General features: G+C 68.3%; 21 protein-coding genes and 1 pseudogene. 7 read left to right on the top strand and 15 right to left on the bottom strand.

Going from position 1 to position 22,261, the window contains the following annotated elements:
• Positions 1-637, bottom strand: a pseudogene (locus tag IPI67_19220) (dephospho-CoA kinase).
• 90 nt (positions 638-727) lie between these two features.
• Between IPI67_19220 and IPI67_19215 the strand changes: the two are divergent.
• The 3 genes from IPI67_19215 (at position 728) to IPI67_19205 (ending at position 5,293) form a co-directional block, all read left to right on the top strand.
• Positions 728-1,975 (top strand): ribonuclease H-like domain-containing protein, encoded by a 1,248-nt coding sequence (locus IPI67_19215; GenBank protein ID MBK7582323.1) that lies wholly within the window; start codon positions 728-730, stop codon positions 1,973-1,975.
• A 72-nt stretch (positions 1,976-2,047) separates the two neighbouring features.
• On the top strand, positions 2,048-4,684 hold the full coding sequence (locus IPI67_19210; protein ID MBK7582322.1) for a leucine--tRNA ligase: 2,637 nt from the start codon (positions 2,048-2,050) through the stop codon (positions 4,682-4,684).
• A gap of 87 nt (positions 4,685-4,771) precedes the next feature.
• Positions 4,772-5,293, top strand: a complete 522-nt coding sequence (locus IPI67_19205; protein MBK7582321.1) for a hypothetical protein — start codon at positions 4,772-4,774, stop codon at positions 5,291-5,293.
• 23 nt (positions 5,294-5,316) lie between these two features.
• Here IPI67_19205 and IPI67_19200 read toward each other — a convergent pair whose 3' ends face one another.
• The 4 genes from IPI67_19200 to IPI67_19185 form a co-directional block, all read right to left on the bottom strand.
• On the bottom strand, positions 5,317-5,967 hold the full coding sequence (locus IPI67_19200) for a DUF72 domain-containing protein (GenBank protein MBK7582320.1): 651 nt from the start codon (positions 5,965-5,967) through the stop codon (positions 5,317-5,319).
• 183 nt (positions 5,968-6,150) lie between these two features.
• Positions 6,151-6,744: a hypothetical protein gene (locus tag IPI67_19195; GenBank protein ID MBK7582319.1), complete on the bottom strand. Its 594-nt coding sequence runs from the start codon at positions 6,742-6,744 to the stop codon at positions 6,151-6,153.
• Between the two features lie 243 nt (positions 6,745-6,987).
• Positions 6,988-8,772: an apolipoprotein N-acyltransferase gene (gene lnt, locus IPI67_19190; protein ID MBK7582318.1), complete on the bottom strand. Its 1,785-nt coding sequence runs from the start codon at positions 8,770-8,772 to the stop codon at positions 6,988-6,990.
• Positions 8,769-9,098: a peptidyl-prolyl cis-trans isomerase gene (locus IPI67_19185; protein ID MBK7582317.1), complete on the bottom strand. Its 330-nt coding sequence runs from the start codon at positions 9,096-9,098 to the stop codon at positions 8,769-8,771. Before IPI67_19185 ends, lnt begins: the two co-directional genes overlap by 4 nt.
• A 265-nt stretch (positions 9,099-9,363) precedes the next feature.
• Here IPI67_19185 and IPI67_19180 point away from each other — a divergent pair, with 265 nt between their 5' ends.
• Positions 9,364-10,578: a hybrid sensor histidine kinase/response regulator gene (locus tag IPI67_19180; protein ID MBK7582316.1), complete on the top strand. Its 1,215-nt coding sequence runs from the start codon at positions 9,364-9,366 to the stop codon at positions 10,576-10,578.
• Positions 10,575-11,696, top strand: coding sequence for a cysteine desulfurase (locus IPI67_19175; GenBank protein MBK7582315.1), 1,122 nt, complete (start codon positions 10,575-10,577; stop codon positions 11,694-11,696). The genes IPI67_19180 and IPI67_19175 overlap by 4 nt, the downstream gene beginning before the upstream one ends.
• Positions 11,697-11,896: 200 nt before the next feature.
• On the opposite strand, the gene IPI67_19170 is transcribed toward IPI67_19175, so the two are convergent.
• Genes IPI67_19170 through IPI67_19160 form a run of 3 tightly spaced genes read right to left on the bottom strand, consistent with a single transcriptional unit; the run spans position 11,897 to position 14,132 of the window.
• Positions 11,897-12,634 (bottom strand): RNA methyltransferase, encoded by a 738-nt coding sequence (locus IPI67_19170; protein ID MBK7582314.1) that lies wholly within the window; start codon positions 12,632-12,634, stop codon positions 11,897-11,899.
• Complete coding sequence (pyrF, locus tag IPI67_19165) at positions 12,624-13,364, bottom strand: orotidine-5'-phosphate decarboxylase (GenBank protein ID MBK7582313.1); 741 nt, start codon at positions 13,362-13,364, stop codon at positions 12,624-12,626. The genes IPI67_19170 and pyrF overlap by 11 nt, the downstream gene beginning before the upstream one ends.
• A gap of 9 nt (positions 13,365-13,373) precedes the next feature.
• Entirely contained in the window at positions 13,374-14,132 is a 759-nt protein-coding gene (locus IPI67_19160) for a hypothetical protein (GenBank protein MBK7582312.1), read from the bottom strand.
• Between the two features lie 247 nt (positions 14,133-14,379).
• On the opposite strand from IPI67_19160, the gene IPI67_19155 reads away from it, so the two are divergent.
• Together IPI67_19155 and IPI67_19150 are read left to right on the top strand one after the other, a co-directional pair.
• Positions 14,380-14,595 (top strand): biotin/lipoyl-binding carrier protein, encoded by a 216-nt coding sequence (locus tag IPI67_19155; GenBank protein MBK7582311.1) that lies wholly within the window; start codon positions 14,380-14,382, stop codon positions 14,593-14,595.
• A gap of 34 nt (positions 14,596-14,629) precedes the next feature.
• Entirely contained in the window at positions 14,630-15,232 is a 603-nt protein-coding gene (locus IPI67_19150) for a hypothetical protein (protein MBK7582310.1), read from the top strand.
• Between the two features lie 273 nt (positions 15,233-15,505).
• Here the strand turns inward: IPI67_19150 and IPI67_19145 are convergent, their stop codons facing one another.
• The 7 genes from IPI67_19145 to IPI67_19115 form a co-directional block, all read right to left on the bottom strand.
• The gene (locus IPI67_19145) at positions 15,506-16,528 is read right to left on the bottom strand and encodes an MCE family protein (GenBank protein ID MBK7582309.1); all 1,023 of its coding nucleotides are present in this window, start codon (positions 16,526-16,528) and stop codon (positions 15,506-15,508) included.
• 6 nt (positions 16,529-16,534) lie between these two features.
• A complete protein-coding gene (locus tag IPI67_19140) occupies positions 16,535-17,278 on the bottom strand; it encodes an ATP-binding cassette domain-containing protein (protein ID MBK7582308.1) in 744 nt (247 codons plus the stop codon).
• 7 nt (positions 17,279-17,285) lie between these two features.
• Positions 17,286-18,134, bottom strand: a complete 849-nt coding sequence (locus IPI67_19135) for an ABC transporter permease (GenBank protein MBK7582307.1) — start codon at positions 18,132-18,134, stop codon at positions 17,286-17,288.
• A gap of 1 nt (position 18,135) precedes the next feature.
• Positions 18,136-18,939, bottom strand: coding sequence for an ABC transporter permease (locus tag IPI67_19130; protein MBK7582306.1), 804 nt, complete (start codon positions 18,937-18,939; stop codon positions 18,136-18,138).
• On the bottom strand, positions 18,939-19,673 hold the full coding sequence (locus IPI67_19125) for an ATP-binding cassette domain-containing protein (protein ID MBK7582305.1): 735 nt from the start codon (positions 19,671-19,673) through the stop codon (positions 18,939-18,941). Before IPI67_19125 ends, IPI67_19130 begins: the two co-directional genes overlap by 1 nt.
• Complete coding sequence (locus IPI67_19120) at positions 19,670-20,446, bottom strand: hypothetical protein (protein MBK7582304.1); 777 nt, start codon at positions 20,444-20,446, stop codon at positions 19,670-19,672. Before IPI67_19120 ends, IPI67_19125 begins: the two co-directional genes overlap by 4 nt.
• Positions 20,447-20,610: 164 nt before the next feature.
• Positions 20,611-22,176 carry a hypothetical protein gene (locus tag IPI67_19115; GenBank protein MBK7582303.1) on the bottom strand — a complete coding sequence of 522 codons (1,566 nt, stop codon included), beginning with the start codon at positions 22,174-22,176 and terminating at the stop codon, positions 20,611-20,613.
• Positions 22,177-22,261 lie beyond the last annotated feature (85 nt).

Genomic DNA, 22,261 nt, shown 5'->3' with positions numbered 1-22,261 from the left:
TCAGCCGCTGGGGTAACGCGCCGGATCGATGCCGAGCCCGCGGGCGATGTGGTCGAGGATCCGATCCGCTTCGGCCCGGGTCGCCCCGAGCGAGCCCGAGTTGTCGAGCACGTGGTCCGCCAGCTTCGCCTTGTCTGCGAGCGGCAGCTGCGCCCGGATGCGCGCCGCGATCTGCTCGCGCGTCGCGCCGTCGCGCCGCATGCTGCGTTCGAGTTGGGTTGCCTCGTCCACGACCACGACGACCAGAGGTCGCAGTAGCTCCGCGAGCCCACTCTCGATCAAGAGCGGCACCTCGTAACACGCGAGGGGCTCCCCGCGTTCTCCGGAGCTCTTGCACGCGGGTCAGCGCGAGGTCGCGCACGCGCGGATGTGTGATGGCGTTCAGCGCGCGCCGCGCCGCTTCGTCACTGAACACGAGCGCCGCGAGCTTCGGGCGATCGAGCTCACCGCTGGCGTCGACCACCTCCACGCCGAAGCGCTCGACGAGCTCGGCGAGCCCGGGGGTGCCTTTGGCCACGACCTCGCGGGCGAGCTGATCGGCGTCGATCACCGGCAGCCCCCGCTCGCGAAAGCGGGCCGCGACGCTGCTCTTGCCGGAGCCGATTCCGCCCGTCAGGCCGAAGACGTGGATGGCCATGCGCGCCGGGGAGCATGCCCGCGAAGAGGCGGAGTCGGGGGATTTTCCGCGATAATTGCGGGTCGAAGGTGGAGCCTGTACAACTGTTCCGTGGATCTGCGGCGCCGACTTTCGTTCCTCCGCCCCGGGCGGCCCGCGCCGTCCGCGCCGCTGCCGGAGACCGGGGCCACGCTCGACGACCTGCGAGCGCGCATGGCGGAGATCCTCGGTCGTGCGCCGGAGACTAGCGAGCGGGAACCTCCCAATCCGGAGCTCACCCTCTTGCCCTTCGTGCGCCGCGAGACCGAGCACGGACCGCTCTATCAGCGGCGTGAACATCTTCCGCGCTCGCATCACGTCGGGCGCATGGCGGTGGAGGAAGCCGCGCGGGCGGATCCCGAGCTCTTGGGTCTGCTCGCCCTCGAGCCAAGCCTCGCCGCGGTCGACCCGCGGCGTGCGCTTTACCTCGACACCGAGACGACGGGCCTCGGCGGCGGGGCAGGGGTGCTCGCGTTCCTGGTGGGTCTGGCGCACTTCGACGAGCGCGGGGTGCTGGTGATGGAGCAGCTGTTGCTGCGGCGCCCCGGCGAGGAGGTGGCGCTGCTCGAGCTCCTGCGCGAGCGCATCGAGGCGGCTGGCGTGCTCGTGACCTACAACGGCAAGGCCTTCGATCTGCCGCTGTTGCGCGGCAGATACGTGATGAATCACCGGCCATTGCCGCCCCAGCGCCCGCACCTGGATCTCTTGCACGTCGGGCGGCGGCTGCACAAAGCCCGGCTCGGGGCCTGCCGACTGATCGGCCTCGAGGCGGACGTGCTCGGGTTTCAGCGCGTGGGGGACATCGAGGGCGGCGACGTCGCCGCGCGCTACGGTCACTACCTGCGCACCGGGGACGAGGCTGCGCTCTCCGCCGTCGTCGAACACAACGCCCTCGACGTCATCAGCATGGCGGCGCTCGTGGCGCTGTACGGTGAACCCCTCGCGCTCTTGCAGGGTGAGGATCTGATCGGGCTGGCGCGGGTGTTTCATCGCGCCAAAGCGCCCGAGCGAGCGCGCGTGGCAGCCGATGCCGCCGTGGCCCGCGCGCTCGATCCCGAGGCGCTGCGCGTGCGCGGGCAGATCGCCAAGGCCCGCGGTGATCGCGCCGCGGCGCTCGCGGACTTCGAGGCGTTTGCGGCGGACGTGGACGACCCCCTGGTGCGGCTGGAGCTCGCGAAGCTGTACGAACATCACGTCCGGGCGCCGGACAAGGCCCTGGCAATTCTGGAGCGGGGGACGTCGGAGACCGACGAAGCGAGCCTGCGTCGGCGCGCGCGCCTCGAGCGGAAGGCCGCGAAGGTCGGCAAACGCGGGGGCTGAGCCGGGGGCTTTTGCTGGAAATTCGCAGATCGCGCAAACGGCGCCGGGCGCCGAGTGCTATAGGGCGGCGTCATGGCTTACGACCACCGCGCGGTCGAATCGCGCTGGCAGAGGTACTGGGAAGAGCACGAAACGTTCAAGGTCACACGGCGCCCGGGACGCCCGAAGGCTTACGTGCTCGACATGTTTCCGTACCCGTCCGGCTCCGGCCTGCACGTCGGGCATCCGGAGGGTTACACGGCAACGGACATCGTCGCGCGCTTCAAGCGCATGAACGGCTACGACGTGCTGCATCCGATGGGCTGGGATGCGTTCGGGCTGCCGGCGGAGCAACACGCCATCAACACGGGCACTCACCCGGCGGCGACGACCGCGAGCAACATCAACGTCTTTCGCAGGCAGCTCAAGAGCCTGGGGTTCTTCTACGATTGGTCCCGTGAGGTCGACACCACGGACCCGAAGTACGTGCGCTGGACGCAGTGGATCTTCCTCAAGCTGTTCGAGCGCGGGCTGGCATTCCAGGCGGAAATTCCGGTCAATTGGTGCCCCGAGCTCGGGACGGTGCTGGCCAACGAGGAGGTCATCGACGGCAAGAGCGAACGCGGTCAGTTCCCCGTCGTGCGCCAGCCGCTGCGGCAATGGCAGCTACGCATCACCGCCTACGCGGACCGCTTGGCGGAGGAGCTGGAGCCGCTGGATTGGCCTGAAACCAGGCAAAAACAGCGGGATTGGATCGGCAAGAGTGAAGGCGCAGAGGTCGACTTTCCGCTCGTCGGACACAGCACCAAGCTGACGGTCTACACCACGCGCCCGGACACTCTGTTCGGTGCGACGTACATGGTGATCGCGCCGGATCATCCGCTCACGCTCGAGCTCGCGGCGCCGGCGCTGCGCGCGGAGGTCGAGACCTACGCCAAGGCCGCGGCGCGCAAGAGCGACATGGAGCGCACCGCGCTCAACAAAGAGAAGACCGGCGTTGCCACCGGCGCCAAGGCCATCAACCCGCTGAACGGGCAGGAAATCCCGATTTTCACCGCGGACTACGTGCTCGGTGCGTACGGAACCGGCGCCATCATGGCGGTGCCGGCGCACGACGAGCGCGACTTCGAGTTCGCGCAGCGGTTCGAGTTGCCGATCGTGGAAGTGGTGAGCCCCGACGGTTCCGAGCACGCGACCCTCGAGGCGGCGTTCGTCGACGACGGAGTCGCCGTTCGCTCCGGACAGTTCAATGGTCTCGGCACACCCGAGATGAAACAGAAGATCACCGCGTTCCTCGAGGCCGAGGGCATCGGGCGCAGCAAGATCAACTACAAGCTGCGCGACTGGGTCTTCTCCCGGCAGCGCTACTGGGGTGAGCCGATCCCCATCTATTTCCCGGTGCAGACCGACGGCGACCCCCGCAGCGGGGCGGCCTACACCATCGACTACGCGACCCCGATCGCGGTCACGGATGCCGAGCTGCCCCTCGAGCTGCCGAAGCTGGAGGACTACAAACCCGGTGACCCGTCGGGGCCGCTGGCGAAGGCGCTCGACTGGCGGTTCTTCCAGAAGGACGGCGCGTGGTTTGCGCGTGAAACCAACACGATGCCGCAGTGGGCGGGCTCCTGCTGGTACTACCTGCGGTACCTCGATCCCCACAACGAACGCGAGATTTTCAGCGAAAAAGCCTACGACGACTGGATGCCCGTGGACCTCTACATGGGCGGCTCGGAGCACGCGGTGCTGCACCTTCTGTACGCGCGCTTCTGGCACAAGGTGCTGTTCGACGTCGGCGTCGTGAAACACCCGGAGCCGTTCTCGAAGCTGGTCCACCAGGGCATGATCCTGGGTGAGCCACAGATGACGGCCTACCGCGACGCCGCCGGGGCCTGGGTCAGCGCCGATCTGGTGAGGACCGCCGACGACGATCAGGTCGTCCATCGGGAGACGGGCGCCGTGCTCGACGTGGTCAAGCTCGACGATGCCGAGGTGGAGAAGCGGGCCGGCAGCTTCGTCATCAAGGCGAACCCCGAGGTGAAGGTGCAGTCCATCGCCTTCAAGATGAGCAAGAGCCGGGGCAACGTGGTGAACCCGGACGACGTCGTGCGCGAGTCGGGGGCCGACAGCCTGCGGGTCTACGAGATGTTCATGGGCCCGCTCGAGCAGGTGAAACCCTGGCAGACCGCCGGCATCCAGGGAGTGCGAAGGTTCCTCGATCGAGTGCACACCCTCGCGAGCCGCGAGTTGTCCGCGGAGCCCGTCGACGCCGAGACCGCGAAGCTGGTCCACCGGACGGTCAAGAAGGTGGGGGAGGACATCGAGCAGCTGCGGTTCAACACGGCCGTCAGCGCCATGATGATCCTGACGAATCACCTGAACGGGCTCACTCCAATTCCTCGAAATGCATTGGAAAAACTGACCTTGTGTCTGGCGCCATTCGCCCCGCATCTGGCCGAGGAGCTGTGGGAGGGCCTGGGTCACTCCGCCAGCATCATCGACGCGCCGTGGCCGGAGTTCGATCCCGCCCTGTGCGTCGACGACGAGGTCGAGATGGCCGTGCAGATCAACGGGAAAGTCCGCGGCCGCGCGCTGATCGCCCGCGACGCGGACGAGGCAACGGCGCGGTCGGCAGCGCTCCAGGACGAAAACGTGCAACGCCACCTGGAAGGGCGGGCGATCCGCAAGGTCGTCTACGTGCCCGGGCGCATCCTCAACCTCATCGTGGGCTGAACGGGCGCCGCTGAACGGGCGTATTCTTATCTGAACACAAGCACTTGTGTTGAAAACTTGATGTTTCCCGTGAAACATGTCCGGGCGATGTGCGCGACTTTGCTGGGGCTTGCCCTGGCGAGCGGCGGGCTGTCTGCCTGTGGGTATCATCCGGTTCGGTCCTCGGGCGAGCCTGCCGGTCGCCTGAGGGTGGTGGCAGCGCCGGCCTTGGCGCCGGACGCGGAGGCACTGCATGCCGCGCTGGCGGGCGCTCGGGCCGAGCTCGGCCGGGAGGGTGTGCTGGCGGCTGGCGGCGGCACGCCGCGTCTGGTCCTGGAGCTCGTTCGGGTGGACGCCGAGGCTCAGGGGATCGTCGCCCGGGCGGGCCGCCCCGCTGCCCGGGGCCTGCGGGTGTCGGTCGTCGTGCGCGCGTGGGTCGAGGAGCGGCCCGGGGAGGGGCCTCAGCGGGTCACAGGCGACGTCGAGCGGGGGGTGACCCTGCCGGAGGGCGTGAGTGGGGCGGACGCGGCCTCGCGCCGCCTGAGCGCAACGCGGCAGGCTGGCGAGGCGGCGGGAAGGGCGGCTGCCCGCAGCGTGCTCGGCATTCCGACGGCGGGGCAGGACCAGTAGTCGTCGCCCGCACGTAGCGCGCTTCAGCCGCGCATCGCCTTCTTGAACCGCTTGGCGTCCGCGAACATGTCGACGTTCGTGAACACGTAGGTCGACTCTTGGTCGGGCTCCTGGCCGGCGATCTCTGCCAAGCGCTCGATTGCAGGATCTTCGTAGCGCGACTTGTGGCCCGCCGGGCCCGGCATTCGATAATACGCGGCTGAACGCTTGGACAGGCCCTGTGTCAGTGGGTCCCGGGCGGCGAAGGTTCGGGTCTCTTCCGCCAGCGCGTCGGCGTCGTCGGGGACCCAGGCGGGGCCAGCCTCGAACACGATCCGGTTGAATTGCTCGCGAACCGAGAGCAGAAAATCTTTGAGCGCAGCGCGGTTGCTGCGCGAGGCGGTGAAGTCAGCGGGAGCCAGGAACACGGCTGTGGCCGCGTCCAGCTCGGCTGCGACCTCGCCCAGCTGCTTCAGCGCGGTCTCGATGACCTTTCCCTCTCGAAAGCCCTCCTGGCCCACCTGCCGCGGGCCCAAGAGGGCGAACTCGAAGCCCTCGGGGGCCTCGCGCCGCCAGCGCCGCAGGGTTCCCGGGCCGGGCACGGCCAAGTGCGTCTCTTGCACCTCCACGAACAGGTACTCTTTGAAGTACCTGGTCGCTGGGACTGCGAATCCCGCACAGCCGACGGTCAGCATGGGCGGCTGAAGGTATCACAAGGACCCAGCCCGTCCACGCCCGTCGCATCTCTTGGCCAGCCTTCGAGTCGTCCTGCACGTCTGGCCCGAGGATCCGGGGGATCCCGCCAGACGAAATCACAAAACGACCGCGCCCGAGACGGTCCTGCCGTCCCGGGCGCACTGTCGCGCTGAAGTCTCAGCTCACTGCAGGCAGTCGGCCAGGCAGTTGGTGTCCATGCAGGCCACCAGATCGCTGGTCGCGCCCGACACCGTTCCACAGGCCGGGGTGGCGCACTTGCCGGCGCAAGTTCCCTTGGCGGTCGTCGGATCCGTGCCCTTGCCAACCTCTTCGACGAAGCACGTCTGGAAGCAGAAGATCTCGCCTTCGCCGGCCGTTGGGCCGCCTTCCCAGCACGGATTGCCGGGACTCGTTGCCTTGCAGTTCGACAGCTCCGTACAGCACTTGGTCTCGAGGCAGACCTCGCAAGCGTCCGTCGAGCTTGCCTTGCAGTCGCCCGGGGTACCCGGAGCGCCGCCCGTGGCCGGTTCGCACTCGTACCCGGCAGAGCCGCCGGAGCCGCCCGTTGCGCCCGCGCCCGCCGCGCCGCCCGTTGCGCCGCCGGAGCCGCCCGTTGCGCCGCCGGTAGCACCGGAGCCGCCGGAACCGCCCGAACCGCCCGAGCCGCCCGAGCCGCCGGTGTTGTCATCGCTAGAGCCGACCACACAGCCTGCCATCACGCAGAATGAAGTGACCAGACCGACCGTCGCCAGAGTACGCCAAGCCTTCTTAATCATCGAAATCTCCCTTTTTGCCCCAGTCCGAAGCCGCACAATCCAACACGAGCCGGGTGCCGCTTTTGGCGATCCCGAGCTTCGCACGTCCACAGTTGCCCGTCATCTGGCTCTTGCCAGAGGACCTGGCCTTTCACTTAGGTGAGCATACGAAAGCGAAACCCGCAAAATTCCCCGGTGTTAGTTCACTCACCGGGGCCTACATGCCCTGCTCGGCACGCCGGTTCGACGAGGGGCCCCCGTCGGTTATTCGTTCGGGCGGGCCGGCCGCCGCAGGAAGGCCGCCGCGATGCTGAGCGCGGTCACCAGCCACCACAGGCTGTCCCCGATGGCCTCGTAGACGGTGGTCGGCCTCAGCCAGGCGATCTCGGCGGCCAGCGCCTCTTGGCGGAACGTCCCCGAGGTCTTGAGCACCCGCCCGACCGGATCGACGAACGCACTGACGCCGCTGTTGGTCGAGCGCACCAGGAAACGGCGATGCTCCACGGCGCGGAGCTCCGACATCGCCAGGTGGATCCAGGGTTCGGTGGTGTCACCGAACCAGGCGTCGTTGGTGATGTTCACCAAGAGGTCCGTGTCACCTGCTTTGACGATCGAGCGCACGAACGAGGCGCTGATGTCCTCGTAACAGATGAACGTAGCAATGCCGTGCTCGCCGAGCGGCAGCGGCTTGAGCGTTTTGCCGGGGGTGAAGCGCCCGGAGTTGCGCGAGATCTCGTACAGCTTCGGAAACTCCTCGCCGAACGGCAGATACTCGCCGAACGCCAGCAAGAATTGTTTGTCGTAGCGGCCCACGACCTCGCCGGCGTTGTTGCTCAGCAGGGCCGAGTTGAAGAGCACGTACTCGCGCGCGTCGTCGACGTGGCGCACGAGCACCGCGCCGAAGATGGCGGCCGTGCCGAGGCCCTGGGCGAACTGGCGTTTGTAGAGGAGGGGAGCGATCTCTTCCTGCTGAGGCGCCATGACACTGGTCTCGCTCCAGACCACGAGATCGAGGGGCGCCTCGCGCTGGAGCTCACGGGTCAATGTCAGGTGGCGGCGTAGACCCTCGTTTTTGTCGCGCCTTTTGCCCATCAGGCTCATGTTGGCCTGCACGATGCCCACCCGCGCTTTGGGCGCCGCGGCGGTCGTCGCGTCCACCATCGGGATGCGCACTGCGCCGTAGAGCGCAGTCAGGAGCGGCACCGCGAACCACGCCGCAGCGAGCTTGGCGCGCGGAGCGCGGCGCTCGATGCGTGACAGCACGAGCTCCGCCAGTCCCAGGTTGGCGCACACGACAGCGAGCCCCACCGCGATCGGGCCGCCCAGCTCGCCGACCTGGATCATGATCGGCAGCCGGTGAACCGTCGCGCCGAACGCCCAGGGGAAGAGCAGCGGGAACACCAGCTCGCTGGCGACGAAGGCGCCGGCGAACGCGAGTCCGGGCGGCCAGTCGCGAGCCTCCGCGCGGGCGTACAGCCAGCCGCTCATCGCCAGGCGTCCCGCCTGGTACGCGCACAAGATGGCCATGAAGACGAGGCACAGCGCGGTGGGGAAACCGCTGAACGTCCTCAGCATCTCGAGCAGCCAGTAGAAGCCGCACATCGTCATCGTGAAGCCGGAGGTCCACGCGATGCCGGCGGCGGCGCGCGGTCGCTGACCCCGGAGGGCGATGACCAGGGGCACGAGACAGATGAAGGCCAGCGGCCAGACCTCGATCCCGGGAAACGCCAGGAAGTAGAGCAGGCCCGAAACAAAAGCGAGAGCGTGAGCGGTCCGCTTGCGGAGCGGGAAAATCCCGGGTTTTTTGCCGGATTCTGCGGGAGGCGGGGTCTCCGGAGGAGCCGGCGTGCTGTCGGTCGCGGCGTCTTTCTCGGGCGCGTCCTCGTCGTCCGACGTGTCGTCGTCTTGCTGATCGGGTTCAGCAACTTCTGTCGTGGCGTCGACGCCTTCCTCCGCGTCGCCGTCGGCGGCGGGCTCCCTGGGCGGTTCGCTCTCGGGGCCCGCTTCGGGGTCGGCGTCGTCGGGCGTCTCGTCGCGCGGGTCCGTCATTCGGTGCGCTTGATGATGTGGAAGCCAAACTCGGTCTCGACCACCGCCGACATCTCTCCCACCTTCAGCGCGAAGGCGGCCTCGGCGAAGTTCTTCGTCATCGTGAAGCGATCGAACGTGCCGAGATCACCGCCGCGCCCCTTTGCGCTCGGGTCGTCTGAGAGCTCGTTCGCGACGGCGTCGAACTTCGCGCCGCCCCGCAAGCGACCGAGCAGCTGGTCCGCGAGCTTCTTTGCCTCGTCCTTGCTGCGCGTCGCGCGAGTTCGTTGCGCGCCCGCGTAGCCAATCAGCACGTGAGAGGCGCGGATCTTGGTGAGCGCGGCCATCGGATCGGGCTGGGCCGGCGGGCGTGGCGGCACCGGGCTCGGAGGCTGCACCGGCACGGGGTTGGCAGCCGCGGTGGTTTCTTCGGAGCCGCCCCCGGAAGTGGGCGCCGTGAGGTCGGCGCAAGCGGACGCCGCGAGCGCCAGGATCACCAGAGTTGTGCGGGTCATCGGCACGTTGCTAGAGCCAACCGCCCCGCTTTTCAAGCCTCGCCTTGGGGGCGCGGCTTGCCGTGACGTCGTGGGCCGGCAAAGATGGGTCGACGCCTTGACCAAGGTCCTGCACATCGAAGACGACCCGGCCAACCGGCTCTTGGTCAAGAAACTCCTGACCGTCGCGGGTTTCGAGGTCGTGGAGGCCGAGGATGGGCTCGAAGGCATCCGGAAAGCGAGCGCGGAGCGCCCGGACCTGGTGCTCGTCGACATCGCCATGCCCGGACTCGATGGCTACGAGGTGACGCTCCGCCTGCGCTCGCAGCCCGAGCTGTACGGCGTGCCGATCGTGGCCATCACCGCCGAGGGCAGCCGGGAGACCAGCTTGGCGGTGGGCTGCGATGGGTTCCTGCAGAAGCCCATCGACGCCCGATCGTTCGCGGCCACCCTGCGCGGGTATCTGGAGGGGAGACGCGAACAGGTCTCGCCGGACCTGACCGGCAAACAGCTGCGGCTGCAGAGCCAGAAGATCGCCGCGCACCTGGAGGAGAAGATCGCTGAGCTCGAGCGCGCGAACGCCCGGCTCCGGGAGCTCGACCACGCGCGCAAGGAGTTCTATCGCAACATCTCGCACGAGCTGGCGACGCCGATGACGCCCATCGTCGGCTACGTGAAGCTGTTGCTCGATCAGGAGCTTGGCTCGCTCGAGCCGGCGCAGCACAAGGCGCTCAAATCCATGAACGAGTGTGTCGAGCGACTGCGCGGGTTGATCGACAACCTGCTCGACGTGACTGCGCTCGAGACCGGCAAGCTCAAGCTGGCGACGCGCCCGCTCGATTTTTCGCAGATTGTTCGGGATGCCCTCGCGCGCAGGCAAGGCAGCTTCGAGCGGGCGCTGCTGACGCTCACGGCAGAGCTCCCGAGCGCACCCCTGCACGGTCAGGGCGACGCGGAGCGGATCGGCCAGGCCATCGACCACTTGCTGGACAACGCGGCGAAGTTCACGCCCTCTGGCGGCAGCGTCGGAGTGCGGGCGCGGCGCCTGGCCTCGGGCCACTTCGAGCTCGTGGTTGCCGACACCGGGCCGGGGGTGCCGCCGGACACGGTCGAGCGGTTGTTCGAGCCCTTTTATCAGGTCGACGGCTCGCCGACGCGGGCGCACGGCGGCACGGGGATCGGCCTCGCCATCGTGAAGGGCATTGCCCGCGGACACGCCGGCGACGTGCGCGTCGTATCACCTGCAGACGAGCGCATCGACGGAGTGCGCCTGGGAGGGGCTGCGTTTTATCTCATCGTGCCGGAGCGGGCGCCCGGCGGCGTTCGCCCATGAGCGGCAAGCCGCGGCTCATCTACCTGGATTGGAACGCAACGACGCCTCCTCATGCCGACGTGGTCGAGGCCATGCGACGCCAGGCCGAAACGGACTGGGGAAACCCCGAGAGTGTGCACACCCTCGGCCGCCGCGCCCGAGCAGTGATCGAAGAGCTACGCGAAGCAATCGCTGACCACGCGGGCTCGGACCCGCGGGACGTGCTGCTCGTATCCGGAGGCACCGAGGCGAACAACCTGGCGCTCGCCGGCGTCAGCGCGCTCGTGACGAGTCGGCTCGAGCACCCATCGGTGATTCGCGTGGCGGAGGCGCTGGCCGAGCGCGGAGTGCCCGTGCGGTTCTTGCCCCTCGACGGGCGAGGGGTCGTCGAGCCCGAGAGCGTGGCGGACGCGCTCGGCGAGCTGCCGGTGGGAGCGACGGTGGCGGTCATGGCGGTCAACCACGAGACGGGGGCGATCCAGCCCATTGCGGAGATCGCGGAGCTGGTGCGACGAGCGGGCGGGCGGTTGCACGTGGATGCCGTGCAGGCCGTGGGCAAGCTGGCGCCGACCCTCTACCGGGTCGCCGACAGCCTGGCGCTGGCGGCGCACAAGTTCCGCGGGCCAAAGGGGATCGGGGCGCTGGTCTTCCGGGGCTCGCCGAGCTTGCTTCGGCCGCTGCTCCGCGGGGGAGCGCAGCAGCGGGGCCTGCGACCCGGGACGCAAGATCCGGTCGCCGCCGCGGGCTTCCTGACTGCCCTGCGGCTCTCGGCCGACGGGCCGTCGAGGTACGCCCGTTTGGCGGCCGAACGGGATCGGCTCGAGGCCGCGCTCGCCCCCTGGGCGGAGCCCAACGTCAGCTCCGGGCGTGCGCCGCACGTATCGAACCTCTGGGTGCCTGGGCTGCGCGGGGACGAGCTCGTTGCCGCGCTGGACCTTCAGGGCGTCTGCGTCTCGAGCGGCAGCGCGTGCTCCGCGGGGTCGAGCGAGGCGTCCCCCGTGCTCAGCGCGATGTACGACGAGACGAGAGCGCGGGAGTCCGTTCGCGTGAGCCTGGGCGACGCCACCCCATCCGAGGCCGTCGAAGCGGCGATTTCCGTTATGCGTCGCGTACTTTCGGTTCGAGTCCGACGCGCATGAGAAATCACTCGAAGTCGGGTGGGAGTTTTGCACCGGACGGTTGATCGACGGATCGCAAGTCCCCGCAATCGATCGAGTTTTCCCCAGGGTCTCGGGGGACCTGGGCCATTCCATTGAATGGAACGCAGGTGGCCGCACGCGTGACGGGTGTTCAGCGCCCAGCTCCGTTCTCGACGGCGCGTCAGAGATGATGGGCTAGGTCACTGAGATCGCTGGCGAACTGCTTCGTACAGCGCGATGCCCGAGGCCACTGACGCGTTGAGCGAGTCCAGTCGGCTCATCGGCAGGAGCTGCGCGAACGACGTGCACGCCTTGCGGACGCCGCGCCCCATTCCTTCGCCTTCGCTGCCGATGACGAGCAGCGTGGGGGCTTGCAAATCGATCTGCCGGAGAGCGCGGTCGGCTCGAGCTTCGAGTCCGATGACCTGCACTCCGGCAGCGGCGGCGTCTGCGAGCGCGCCGACGAGAGACTTCACCCGACACAGGCGGGCGTGCTCCACCGCGCCGGCCGAGGCGCGGAAGGTCGCGGTCGTCAGCGGCGCCGAGGCGTGCTCGCCCCAGACCACCGCGGCACCGGCGATGCCGACGGCGCTGCGGATCACCGCACCGAAGTTCTGGGGGTCCTGGATGCCGTCGAGCGCCACGGCGAGCAGGCCGGGATCGGCCCACAGGCTGGCCGGGTCACACAGCTCGAGCGGTGGCGCCCAGGCCAGTACTCCCTGGTGCTGTGCCCCTTCGCTCAGCCGGTCGAGCTCCCCCCGGGGTACCCGCTGGATGGATCTTACCCCCTGATCCGTCGCGAAACGGGCCACCGCGTCCAGGCGCGGGAGATCGCGGGCATCGACCAGGACGCGGCCCAAGCGCGAGCCATGGACGCGGATCGCCTCGCGAACGGGCTGCAGGCCTGCAACCAGCCTGCCCTGGGGCTCAGTCGACACGCGCAGCCTGTGCGATCTCGTCGCAGATTGCCCGGGCGGCGCTCGGCGGATCCTCGGCGTCGCGGATGGGGCGTCCCACCACGAGCAAGCTCGAGCCGGCGCGGATTGCGGCGGCGGGAGTACCGGTTCGTTTCTGATCGTCGCTGGCCCCCGCGGCGGGACGGATGCCGGGCGTCACCAGCACGGCCGCCGCTCCCATCAGCGCGCGCAGCCGCGCGACCTCGTGCACGGAGCAGACCAAGCCGTGCACTCCGACGCTCTTCGCGAGCTCCGCGAGGCGCGCGGCGTGGACACTGGTCGTGCTTTCGACGCCGACGTCCAAGAGGTCGCGATCGTCGAGGGAGGTGAGCACCGTGACCGCGAGCAGGGTGAGTCCCGTGCCTTCGGCGCGACGCGCGGCCTGTTCGAGCATGCGCCTTCCGCCGCCTGCATGCAGCGTGAGGTAACGCACGCCGTGAGCCGCGGCGGAGGCCACCGCGCGCTCGACCGTCTCGGGGATGTCGTGCAACTTCAGGTCGAGGAACACGTCGCAGCCGAGCTCGCGTCCGAGGTGGATGGCGGGTGGGCCTTCGCGCACGAATAATTCGAGGCCGATCTTGAGCACACCGACGGCGTCGCGCACACGCTCCGCGCCGGCGCGGGCCTCCGCTAAATTCGGATAGTCGAGCGCGAAAGCCAGTCGACTCCGCGCGCCGGGGTCGGCGTGGGCGCCGAGCTTTTCAGCGGTCACGCGCCTCGCTCACAGACACGAGCACAAAGGATCGCCGGGCGGACAGTTGCACGGCTTTCCGCCGCCGGAGGCCGGCTTGTCGCCACCGCCGCCGCGCCCGCCCAGCTTCTTTCGCGCGTCATCGGACTCTTTCTTGGCGCTGGCGAGCTGCGCTTCGATCTTGGCGCGCTCCGCCTCGTCTTTGGCGCTGTCCATCTGCCGCTTGAGCTCGGCGACCTTCTTTTCTTTCTCGTCCGACTCGCGTTTCAGCTGGTCGAGCTCCGTCTGTGCCGCTCGGGCTTGCGCCTCGAGGGCCGCCTTTTCACGGGCTCGTTCATCCGCCGACCGCTTCCACAGGACACCGCCGAGCACGGCGGCCAGGAGGAACACGCCGGACACGACGCCGACGATGACCTGCAGCCGCTTCTTGCCCTTGTCTTGAGTGAGCGCCGCGAGCTGTTGTTCGTGGGCTTGCTGCGCGCCCATCGCTTCCATGCGCGCGCGATGCTCCGCCTCGGTGCGGGCCTTCTCGAGCTCACCCTGATGGATCGCGGCGACGCGCGCCTCTTCCTCGCGACGCCGCTGCTCTTCCATGCGCCGGGCGTCTTCCTCGGAGCGCATGCGCGCTTCTTCGGCGTCTCGCGCGGAGCGTTCGGCCATCGCACGGGCTTCCGCTTCGGCGCGGGCGCGGGCGTCCTTGTCGGCCTCCTCCGCCTTGATGCGGTCCTCCTCCAGGCTCATGAGCTCCTTGAGGGAGAAGAGAACCGAGCTTTCCTTCTGTTCTGCCATCGGTGGACTTCCTGTATCAGCGAGCGGGCGAGTTTGCGAGCAGCGAATCCCGCGCTCATGGGCGGGCTTGGCGAGGCCGTCAACAGGCGCTAACGGGTGGCAATCTTAATCCATCTGGCCCGCCCCACCCAAGGGACGCGCTTCCCGGTTCCGACACCCGGCCCCGGCGCCGCTTGGGTGGGCCCGCGATTAGCGCAATTCCGCGGCGATTCGTCGGGTCGGGGGTTCTCGGTTAGGATGGCCGGCGGTGGCGACGGAAGTTCGGGCCCAAATCACGGGGACGGTCTGGAAGGTGGTCGTCACCCTGGGCGACGCGGTCGCCGAAGAGCAGACCCTCGCCATCCTCGAGTCGATGAAGATGGAGATCCCAGTGGAGGCGCCGATCGAGGGCCGCGTTCTGGCCATTCACGTGGCGGAGGGCGATTTGGTCGAAGAAGGTGCCCTGCTGGTCACGCTGGAATGACATTGACCGGGCCCGGGGTATGATGAACCCCAGCATGCGACGGCAAACGGCCTGGCGGGCCCTGGGTACGGTGGTCTTTCTTGGAGCATTCTGGCTGCCGGCCTCCTGCGGTGGGCCCCAGGCAGAGGGCGATCTCGGCGCAGACTGTTACCGTGCCGACGATTGCCTGGAGGGGCTGGTCTGCATCCAAGGCACGTGCTCCAACGATCTGAGCGGGATCGTGAATACCGTCGACGGGCCGGCGGGTGATGCGCCACTGCCCGAGGCTGGGACCGGGGGCGCAGCCGGCGCAGCCGGCGCCGGTGGAGCACCAACAGGCGGCGGCGGCGCGCCGACCGGTGGCGGTGGAGCCCCGACCGGTGGCGGTGGAGCCCCGACGGGCGGCGGTGGTGCGCCGACGGGCGGCGGTGGTGCGCCGACGGGCGGCGGTGGTGCGCCGACGGGCGGCGGTGGCGTCACCGGTGGCGGCGGCGCGCCGACGGGCGGTGGGGGTGCGCCGACGGGTGGTGGCGGTGCGACCGGTGGCGGTGGCGCGCCAACCGGCGGCGGCGGTACGACCGGTGGCGGTGGCGCGCCAACCGGCGGCGGCGGCACGACCAGCGGTGGCGGCGCACCCGCGGACTCCGGGTCGGACTAGAACACCGATCAGCTTGCGCGGCTCGTGTTCTAGGACCTTTACGTTGGGGCTGCGCCCCAAACCCCCGGCCTTCGGCCGTGCGCGCTCCGCGCGCGAGCGCCGAACACCTTGCAAGTCCCGGAAAACAAACGACGTTCAACCGGTTCGGCGCTCTAGCAAGACCCCGGAGCGGACCCAGCCCATTCGAGCGCGGCGCTCAACGAGAGCGGTCGGGTGCGGTCCACGTCTCGGGCGTTTCGTTCACGCCGCGGTGACCCTCGAGCCGGCGCGAGCTCACTCGCGCCAGAAGAACTTCCACGGGTTGTGCTTCAGGTCGCGCAGCATCTCTTGCAGATCGTCGTAGAGCGCCTCGTCCATGACCAGCGCCCCGACGGTGCCCTTGCCACGCTTGACGTGCGCGACCATGGCTTGAGCATCGGCGGCGGCGAGCTTCGCGCGGCCCGTGGTGTCGCTGACGTCCTGGGTGATCTTTTCGTACTTCTTGAGCTGCGGATCCGAGGTCAGCGTTCCCGTCAGCTTCTTGGTGTCCGCGAGCACCGCACGCCCGTCGGCGAGCATGGGCCCCACCTGCTTGTCGAGCGTGCTGGTCGTACGCTCGACGTTGCTCATGATCCGCTGGATTTGCGGGTTGTCGATGTAGCGGTCCCGGGCGGCTCGCACGGTCTCGTTGCTCTCGACCGTGAGCGTCTCGACGTTGGTGACGATGTTGTCCAGCTTCTTCTGGTTGCCTGCCATGAAGTCGCCGGTTCCCTTCAACGTGGCGTGCAGCCCGTCGAAAGTCTCGCCGATCTTCTTCTCGTTGTTGGTGATGCCTTGGTACGCGCGGTGCAAAAGTTCGTAGCTCTCGGACAAGAGCAGATCGAGGCGCGGCGGACTGATGCCGGGGACCACGGCCTCGGCGGCCAAGACCGGGCGATCTTGGGAGCCGGGCTCCACGGCCAGGAACTGCTCACCGAGCACACCCTGGGTCGTCACGTACCAGCGTGAGTTCTCGTAGATGGCTTTCTGATATCGCTTCTCGATGTGGGCGACGATGCGGATCGGCGCGACTGGCTGGTTCGTCTTCGGATCGACTTGCCCGCCGCGAAACTGCATCTCCTTCACCTTGCCGACCTTCACGCCGGCGATGCGCACCGGCGCGCCCCCCTGCAACCCGCCGGGGTTGTCGAAGTCGACGTACACCGTGTAGGTCGGCTCGAAGGAGAGCCCGCCCATCACCACGACGAAACCGCCGAGCAGGCCCAGGGCCAGCAGGATCAATACGCCGACTTTCACCTCGATCGATCGCTGGCTCATGCTGTCTCACGCCTCCATCGGCCCCTCGGCTCGACCATTGATGAATTGTTGGATGATGCCATCTTCGGAGCTCTTGAAGTCCTGGGGCACCCCGAGGAGCTTCACCTGACCTTTGTACAGCATCACGATACGGTCTGCGATCGTGAAGATGCTGGCCAGATCGTGCGAGACCACGATGCTGGTCACGCCGAGGGTGTCGCTTAGCTCGCGAATCAGTCGGTCGACTCGCCGGGCACTGACCGGGTCCAAGCTCGTCGTGGGTTCGTCGAACAGCACATAGCGGGGCTCCAGGGTCAGGGCCCGAGCGATGGCCACGCGTTTCCGCATGCCGTCCCCGAGCTCTGCGGGGTAACGCTCCCCGAACTCGGCCATGTGGACCTGGGTCAAGAGCCGGCGCGCCTCCGCCAGCGCTTCCTTGGGGCGCAGCCCTCGGTGTTTGCGCAGCGGCAGCGCGACGTTCTCGGCGCAGTTCATCGAGTCGAACAGGGTAGAGTGCTGAAACACCATCGCGCACTTCATCCGCACGCCGTACATCTTGCGTTCGTCGAAGCGGCTGACCTCCTCACCGTCCAGCCAGATCTCGCCGTCGTCCGGGTAGAGCAGGCCGATCAGGTGTTTGATCAACACACTCTTGCCGACGCCCGACGCGCCGATGATGAAGAACACCTCGCCGTCCTGGACGTCGAAGCTCACCCCGCGGAGCACGTCCTTGGGGCCGAACGACTTCTTGACGTTGCGGAACGAGATCATGCGGCGGTCATCCGAAGATCAAGTAGCCGGCGCCACTGATGAAGAAGTTCAGGATGATGACCGCCAGCGAAGAGTTCACCACGGCGCGGGTGGTCGCCCAGCCGACGCCCTCGGAGCCGCCGAAGGTCGACAGTCCGCAGTAGCCGCTGACCACCGGGATGGCGGTGCCGTAGGCGAAGCACTTGGTGAGGCCGATGATCAGGTCGCCCTTGTCCACCAGGCTCATGTTGATGAACGTGCGCGGGTTGATGTCGAAGAACGCATACCCGGTCCACATGCCGGTGGAGAACGCCACGGCGGCGGCGAGGACCACCAGCATGGTCGTCATGACGATGCTGGCCTTGAAGCGCGGTACGATCAGGTAGTCGATGGGATCGGCGGCGCACATGCGCAGGGCGTCGACCTGTTCGGTCACCACCATCGAGCCGATTTCGGCGGCGATTCCTGCCCCGACACGGGTGGCGAGCATCAGCGCGGAGAGCGTCGCGGCCAGATCGCGAACCAACAGCTCGAGGAACGTCGCGCCGAGCAGGGACAGGTCGGGGACGACGCGTTTTGCCTGCAGGCCGGCCTGGAAAACCAGGATCATGCCGATGAAACCCATGACGACGCACAGAAAGACCAGGCTCTTGTTGCCGATCTCGTACATCTGGCGCGCCACCGCGCCGGGTTGGCGCACCCCGCGCGCCGAGTAGTACAGCGTCTTGACGAACACCGAGTAGAGCGCCTGGCCGGCGGCCAAGAGATCGAGCACGGAGCCGCCGACCCACGCGAGTCCCGTGCGCTCGCGCGTGACGGCGTCCTCGTCGATGTGTCCGACGCTGCTCTCTGCGGATGGTGCGGGGCTCTCCGTCATGTCAGCCGATCGCGAAGGACACGATGTAGTCGAGCACGAAGATGCCGGCCGCACTGACCACGACCGTCGCGTTGACCGCGCGTCCGACGCCGGGCGCGCCGCCGCTCGTTGCCATGCCGAACTGGCAGCTGGCGAGCGCGATCACGATGCCGAAAACGACACTCTTGATCAGCCCGTGGAACACGTCGCCCAGACCGAGCAGCCCGCTGGTCAGACCGTTGAGGAAGACCAGCGGATCGACGCCGAGGATGCCCTTGCCGGCATAAGCCGCGCCGAGCAGCGCGAGCACGTCGGCGAAAATAGTCGACAGGAATAGCGTGGTGACCACCCCGATGAAGCGCGGCACGATCAGGAATCCGATCGGATCGATGGCGAGCGCGCGCAGGGCGTCGATCTGTTCGGTCACCACCATGGTGCCGAGCTCGGCGGTGTTGTTCGCACCCACGCGGCCCGAGATCATCAGCGCGGTCAGGAGCGGGCCGATCTCTCGCAGCGTGCCGAACCCCGCACCCCAGCCGAGCAGTCCGTGGGCGCCGTAGCGCTGGACCAGCGGCGCGGCCTGGATCACCATGATGCCGCCGGTGAAGAGGGCCGTTACGACCACGATGGGCACGGATTTCACGCCCATCTTGTAGAGGTTCTTCAGGAGCTCGCTGCGGTCGAATTGAAATCGGACGAGGCGCGACACGATGCGTCCGAGCATCACACCCATGCCGCCCACGACTTCACTGGTCGCGAGGAAGAAGCCGCCGAGGGCGGCAAAGGGCGAAAGTGCGCGGGAGGTCGCCACGGGGGAGGCGGCCATCATAGCGGCCCTTCGGGGATTCCGTGCACGAACTGGTGCACGTACGGATCGTCACTTTCCTGGGCTTCTCGGGTGGTGCCGTCGAAGATCAAGCGCCCGCGGTACATCATGCCCACTCGGTCGGTCACCGTGAGCAGGCGGTCCAGGTCGCTCGAAACCATGATCACCGTGGCGCCGGCGGCCCGCTGTTCTGCTCGGAGCAGATCGAAGATCTTCTGGCTCGTGACCGGATCGAGTCCGGCAGCGGGTTCGTCGTAGAGCACGATGGGCGCCTTGGCGACCGTCGCCCGGGCCACACCCACGCGCTTCTTCTGGCCTCCGGACAGGCCCGAGGGCAGGCGGTCCTCGAAGCCGGGGAGGGACACCACGTCGAGCCGCTCGCGCACACGCTCGCCGACCTCGGTCTCGGGCAGGTCGAACAGGCGCCGGAGGGGGAAGGCGATGTTGTCGGCGACGGTCATGAAGTCGAACAGGGCGTTGTTCTGAAACAGCATCCCGATCTGCTTGCGGAACTCTTGCAGCTCGAGATCGCTCATCGCAAAGATGTCCCGCCCACTGATGCGGACGACGCCGGCTTCCGGGCGGATCAGCCCGACGATGATCTTGAGCAGCACACTCTTGCCGCTGGCGCCGGGGCCCACCAGGCCGTAGAGGCAACCCTCGGGCACACGCAGGTTCACGCCGCGCAGCACCGGGCGGTCGAAGGACTTGGTGATGCCTTCGAGCTCGATCACCGGGGATTGGTCGCGGTTGCGCGCAGCTCGTCGAGCGCCGCGTGCGCGCGTCGGACCTTGGCCCAGAGCGCGAGCAACACACCGAAGAGCAGAAGGTTGACCAAGGCGACGGCGGCGACGGAGAGCCGCAGGGGTGTCAGCGAGCTGCGGGTCACCGTGATGGGTCCGAGGCGGCTGAGCTCGCGATCGACGGGGCGGTCGCTGGCCGGAGCCGGAGTCATGACGACGCTGACCTTGTCGGTGGCCAGGCCGCTGACCGCGCCGGCCACCAGGCTCTGCACGTCGTGCGGCGTGATGGGTGAGGTCGCCCCGCGGTGGCGAATGAGCACGGACGCGGTCGCCGGCTCCTTCGCCTCACCGTCGAAGGCGGCCTTCGCGGGCACGGCCAGGTGGACCCGAGCCGAGAGCACGCCGTCGACCGCCCGCAGCGAGCGCTCGAGGTCGCCCGCCATGCCCGCGATCAGCTTGGCGTGCTCCGCGGTGCGGCTGGGTACGAGGCCGCCCTCGCCCAGGGCTTCGAGCACGCCCTTGGTCTCCGGTGGGGGCAGGCTCTCCTGCTTCAGGACCTGTGCCGCGCCGGAGGCGTCGTCGCGAGCGACCAGCACCCGGTAGCGGCCTTCACTCTGTGGGTCTGCCTCTTTGGCGGCGGCGATCCCGCCTTGTTCGAGCGCGACCACCACGCGGGTGGCGTCGCCCTCCTCGACGCCATTCACGATCGGGACCGAGCAACCCGCCGAGAAGAGCAGCAGACATGCGATCGCGAACCGTTTCATTTCGCTCCCCCGCTCGCTGGCTTGCGGCCTCGTCACGCGGGCGTTTTACCTCAGTGCCCACGCGTCGGCGACTGCTCATTTCCGGCTGCACCCGGCGTCGGCGTGGCGGCGGTCCGGCGCGCGGAAGCTGGGCTGAACACAGCCGATGGCAGCAAGGGCGAGTCTCAGAACGAGGTTCGTGTGACGTCGAGGTTCGGTCGCGACGGGAACGAGAGCCCGCGCACGCCGCCGGCGATGCACGAGGCGACACCCGGGTTCGAGGGTTTCACCGAGACCGACACACCCACGGCGCGGCCGTTCTGCACCGCCGCGCAGATGTTGATCTGCATGTCGTCGGGCGCGCCGCAGTGCGCGAAGTAGGTGCCCTTGTTCAAGATCGCTCCGTAGGCACCCGCGGTGAGATCCGCCTGGACCTTCGGCCCGCCGCCGATCGTGACCTCGTCGCCCTTGTAGGCGGCGATGGCGCCTTCGCAGGACATGCCGCCCGACAAGATCGGGATGCCGTTGGATACACCCACCACACCGCGGCTGCCGCCGCCCAGCTTGCGCGTCGCCGCGCCCTTCAGCCCACCGTCGACTTCGATGTTGGTCGCCGTGTCGCCATGAACGGCGATCTCGTCGCTCTTGGAACCCCGCCGCGCGACCAACCACACGGCCGCCGCAGCGACCAGCGCGCCGATGACGGCGACGCCGATCAGCGCCTTGCTGGTGGTGCTCTTGCGCTCGGCGACCACCGTCTTTTCGAGGGCGACCTTCTCGGCCTTGATGTCGCGATGCAGGCGCGCGTGTTCGGCGAACGGCGCGAACTCCTCCCAGTCGCGGATGGCGCGCTCGTCTTTGCTGAACGCGTCGCGGAGCACGTCGACTTCGACGAAGGTGTGGCTGGCGATCTGTTGCAGCAACTCCACCGAGCTGAACGGACCGTGGTCCATGCCCTCTTTGATCACCACGTAGCGCGGGCGTTTGTCCCGCTCGAGGCGGGCCTTCAGCTGGGCCAGCTCACTCGTCGAGTCACTCATGCGCGGCGCGCTGCCAGGGGCCTGCGCCACGGCCAGATCGAGCGGGCTCGACGGGGCCTCGTTGTAAATTTGGCTGGGCGCCGGCGGCAACATCGACAGCGACACGTCGACGTCGAAGCCTCGGTCGTCGTGGTCGAGGTGAGACTCGTCGGCCGCGGGCGGCGCGATACTGCCGGCCGGTGCCAGGTTGTGCAGCGCCTGGGCGAGCGCGTTGAGATCGTCGGGGCGGTGGGCCGGATCGGCCACCAGTGACTTCGCCAGGATGACCTCGAGGGCCCGCGGCAAGGTAGGCACGACCTCCGTCGGTCGACGCATGCCCGGTCCCACCGTCAGTCCGGTGAGCAGCTCGTAGGTGATCGCACCGATGGCGTAGACACTCGCGCGGGCGTTGCCGGGTTTGCCCTCGCGCTCCTCGGGTGCCATGCAGATCTTGTCGCGAGGCAACGTGGGCGGTCGCACCGCCAACTCGGGAGAGATGCTGACGCCGGCGTCGCCGAGGATGATGCTCGATGGGTGGACGTAGAGGTTCTCGCCCGCCGCGTGGCGTGCGCCCATCTCGACAGCCAAGGGCACCACGATGCCGACCGTGTCCTTGAGCGTGTGAAGAGCTCCGCGTGCGCGGGCCTCCTCCATTCGCGCTCGGAGGGTTCCGGGGTTGATGCTCGAGCCGACGGGGAGCGGGGTCCCAAGGCGTTGCGCGCTGGTGGTCATTTCGGAAACGGGCCGGAGTCTACACCGCTCTTTGGACCGGCGGCAGCCCGACTCGACAAAGGCCGCGCCTCACCGCGACGACGAC

The sequence above is a fragment of the Myxococcales bacterium genome (assembly GCA_016706225.1).
GTDB lineage: Bacteria > Myxococcota_A > Polyangia > Polyangiales > Polyangiaceae > JADJKB01.
The sequence above is the reverse complement of the archived record's forward strand: the minus strand, read 5'-3'. Positions and strand labels throughout refer to the sequence as shown.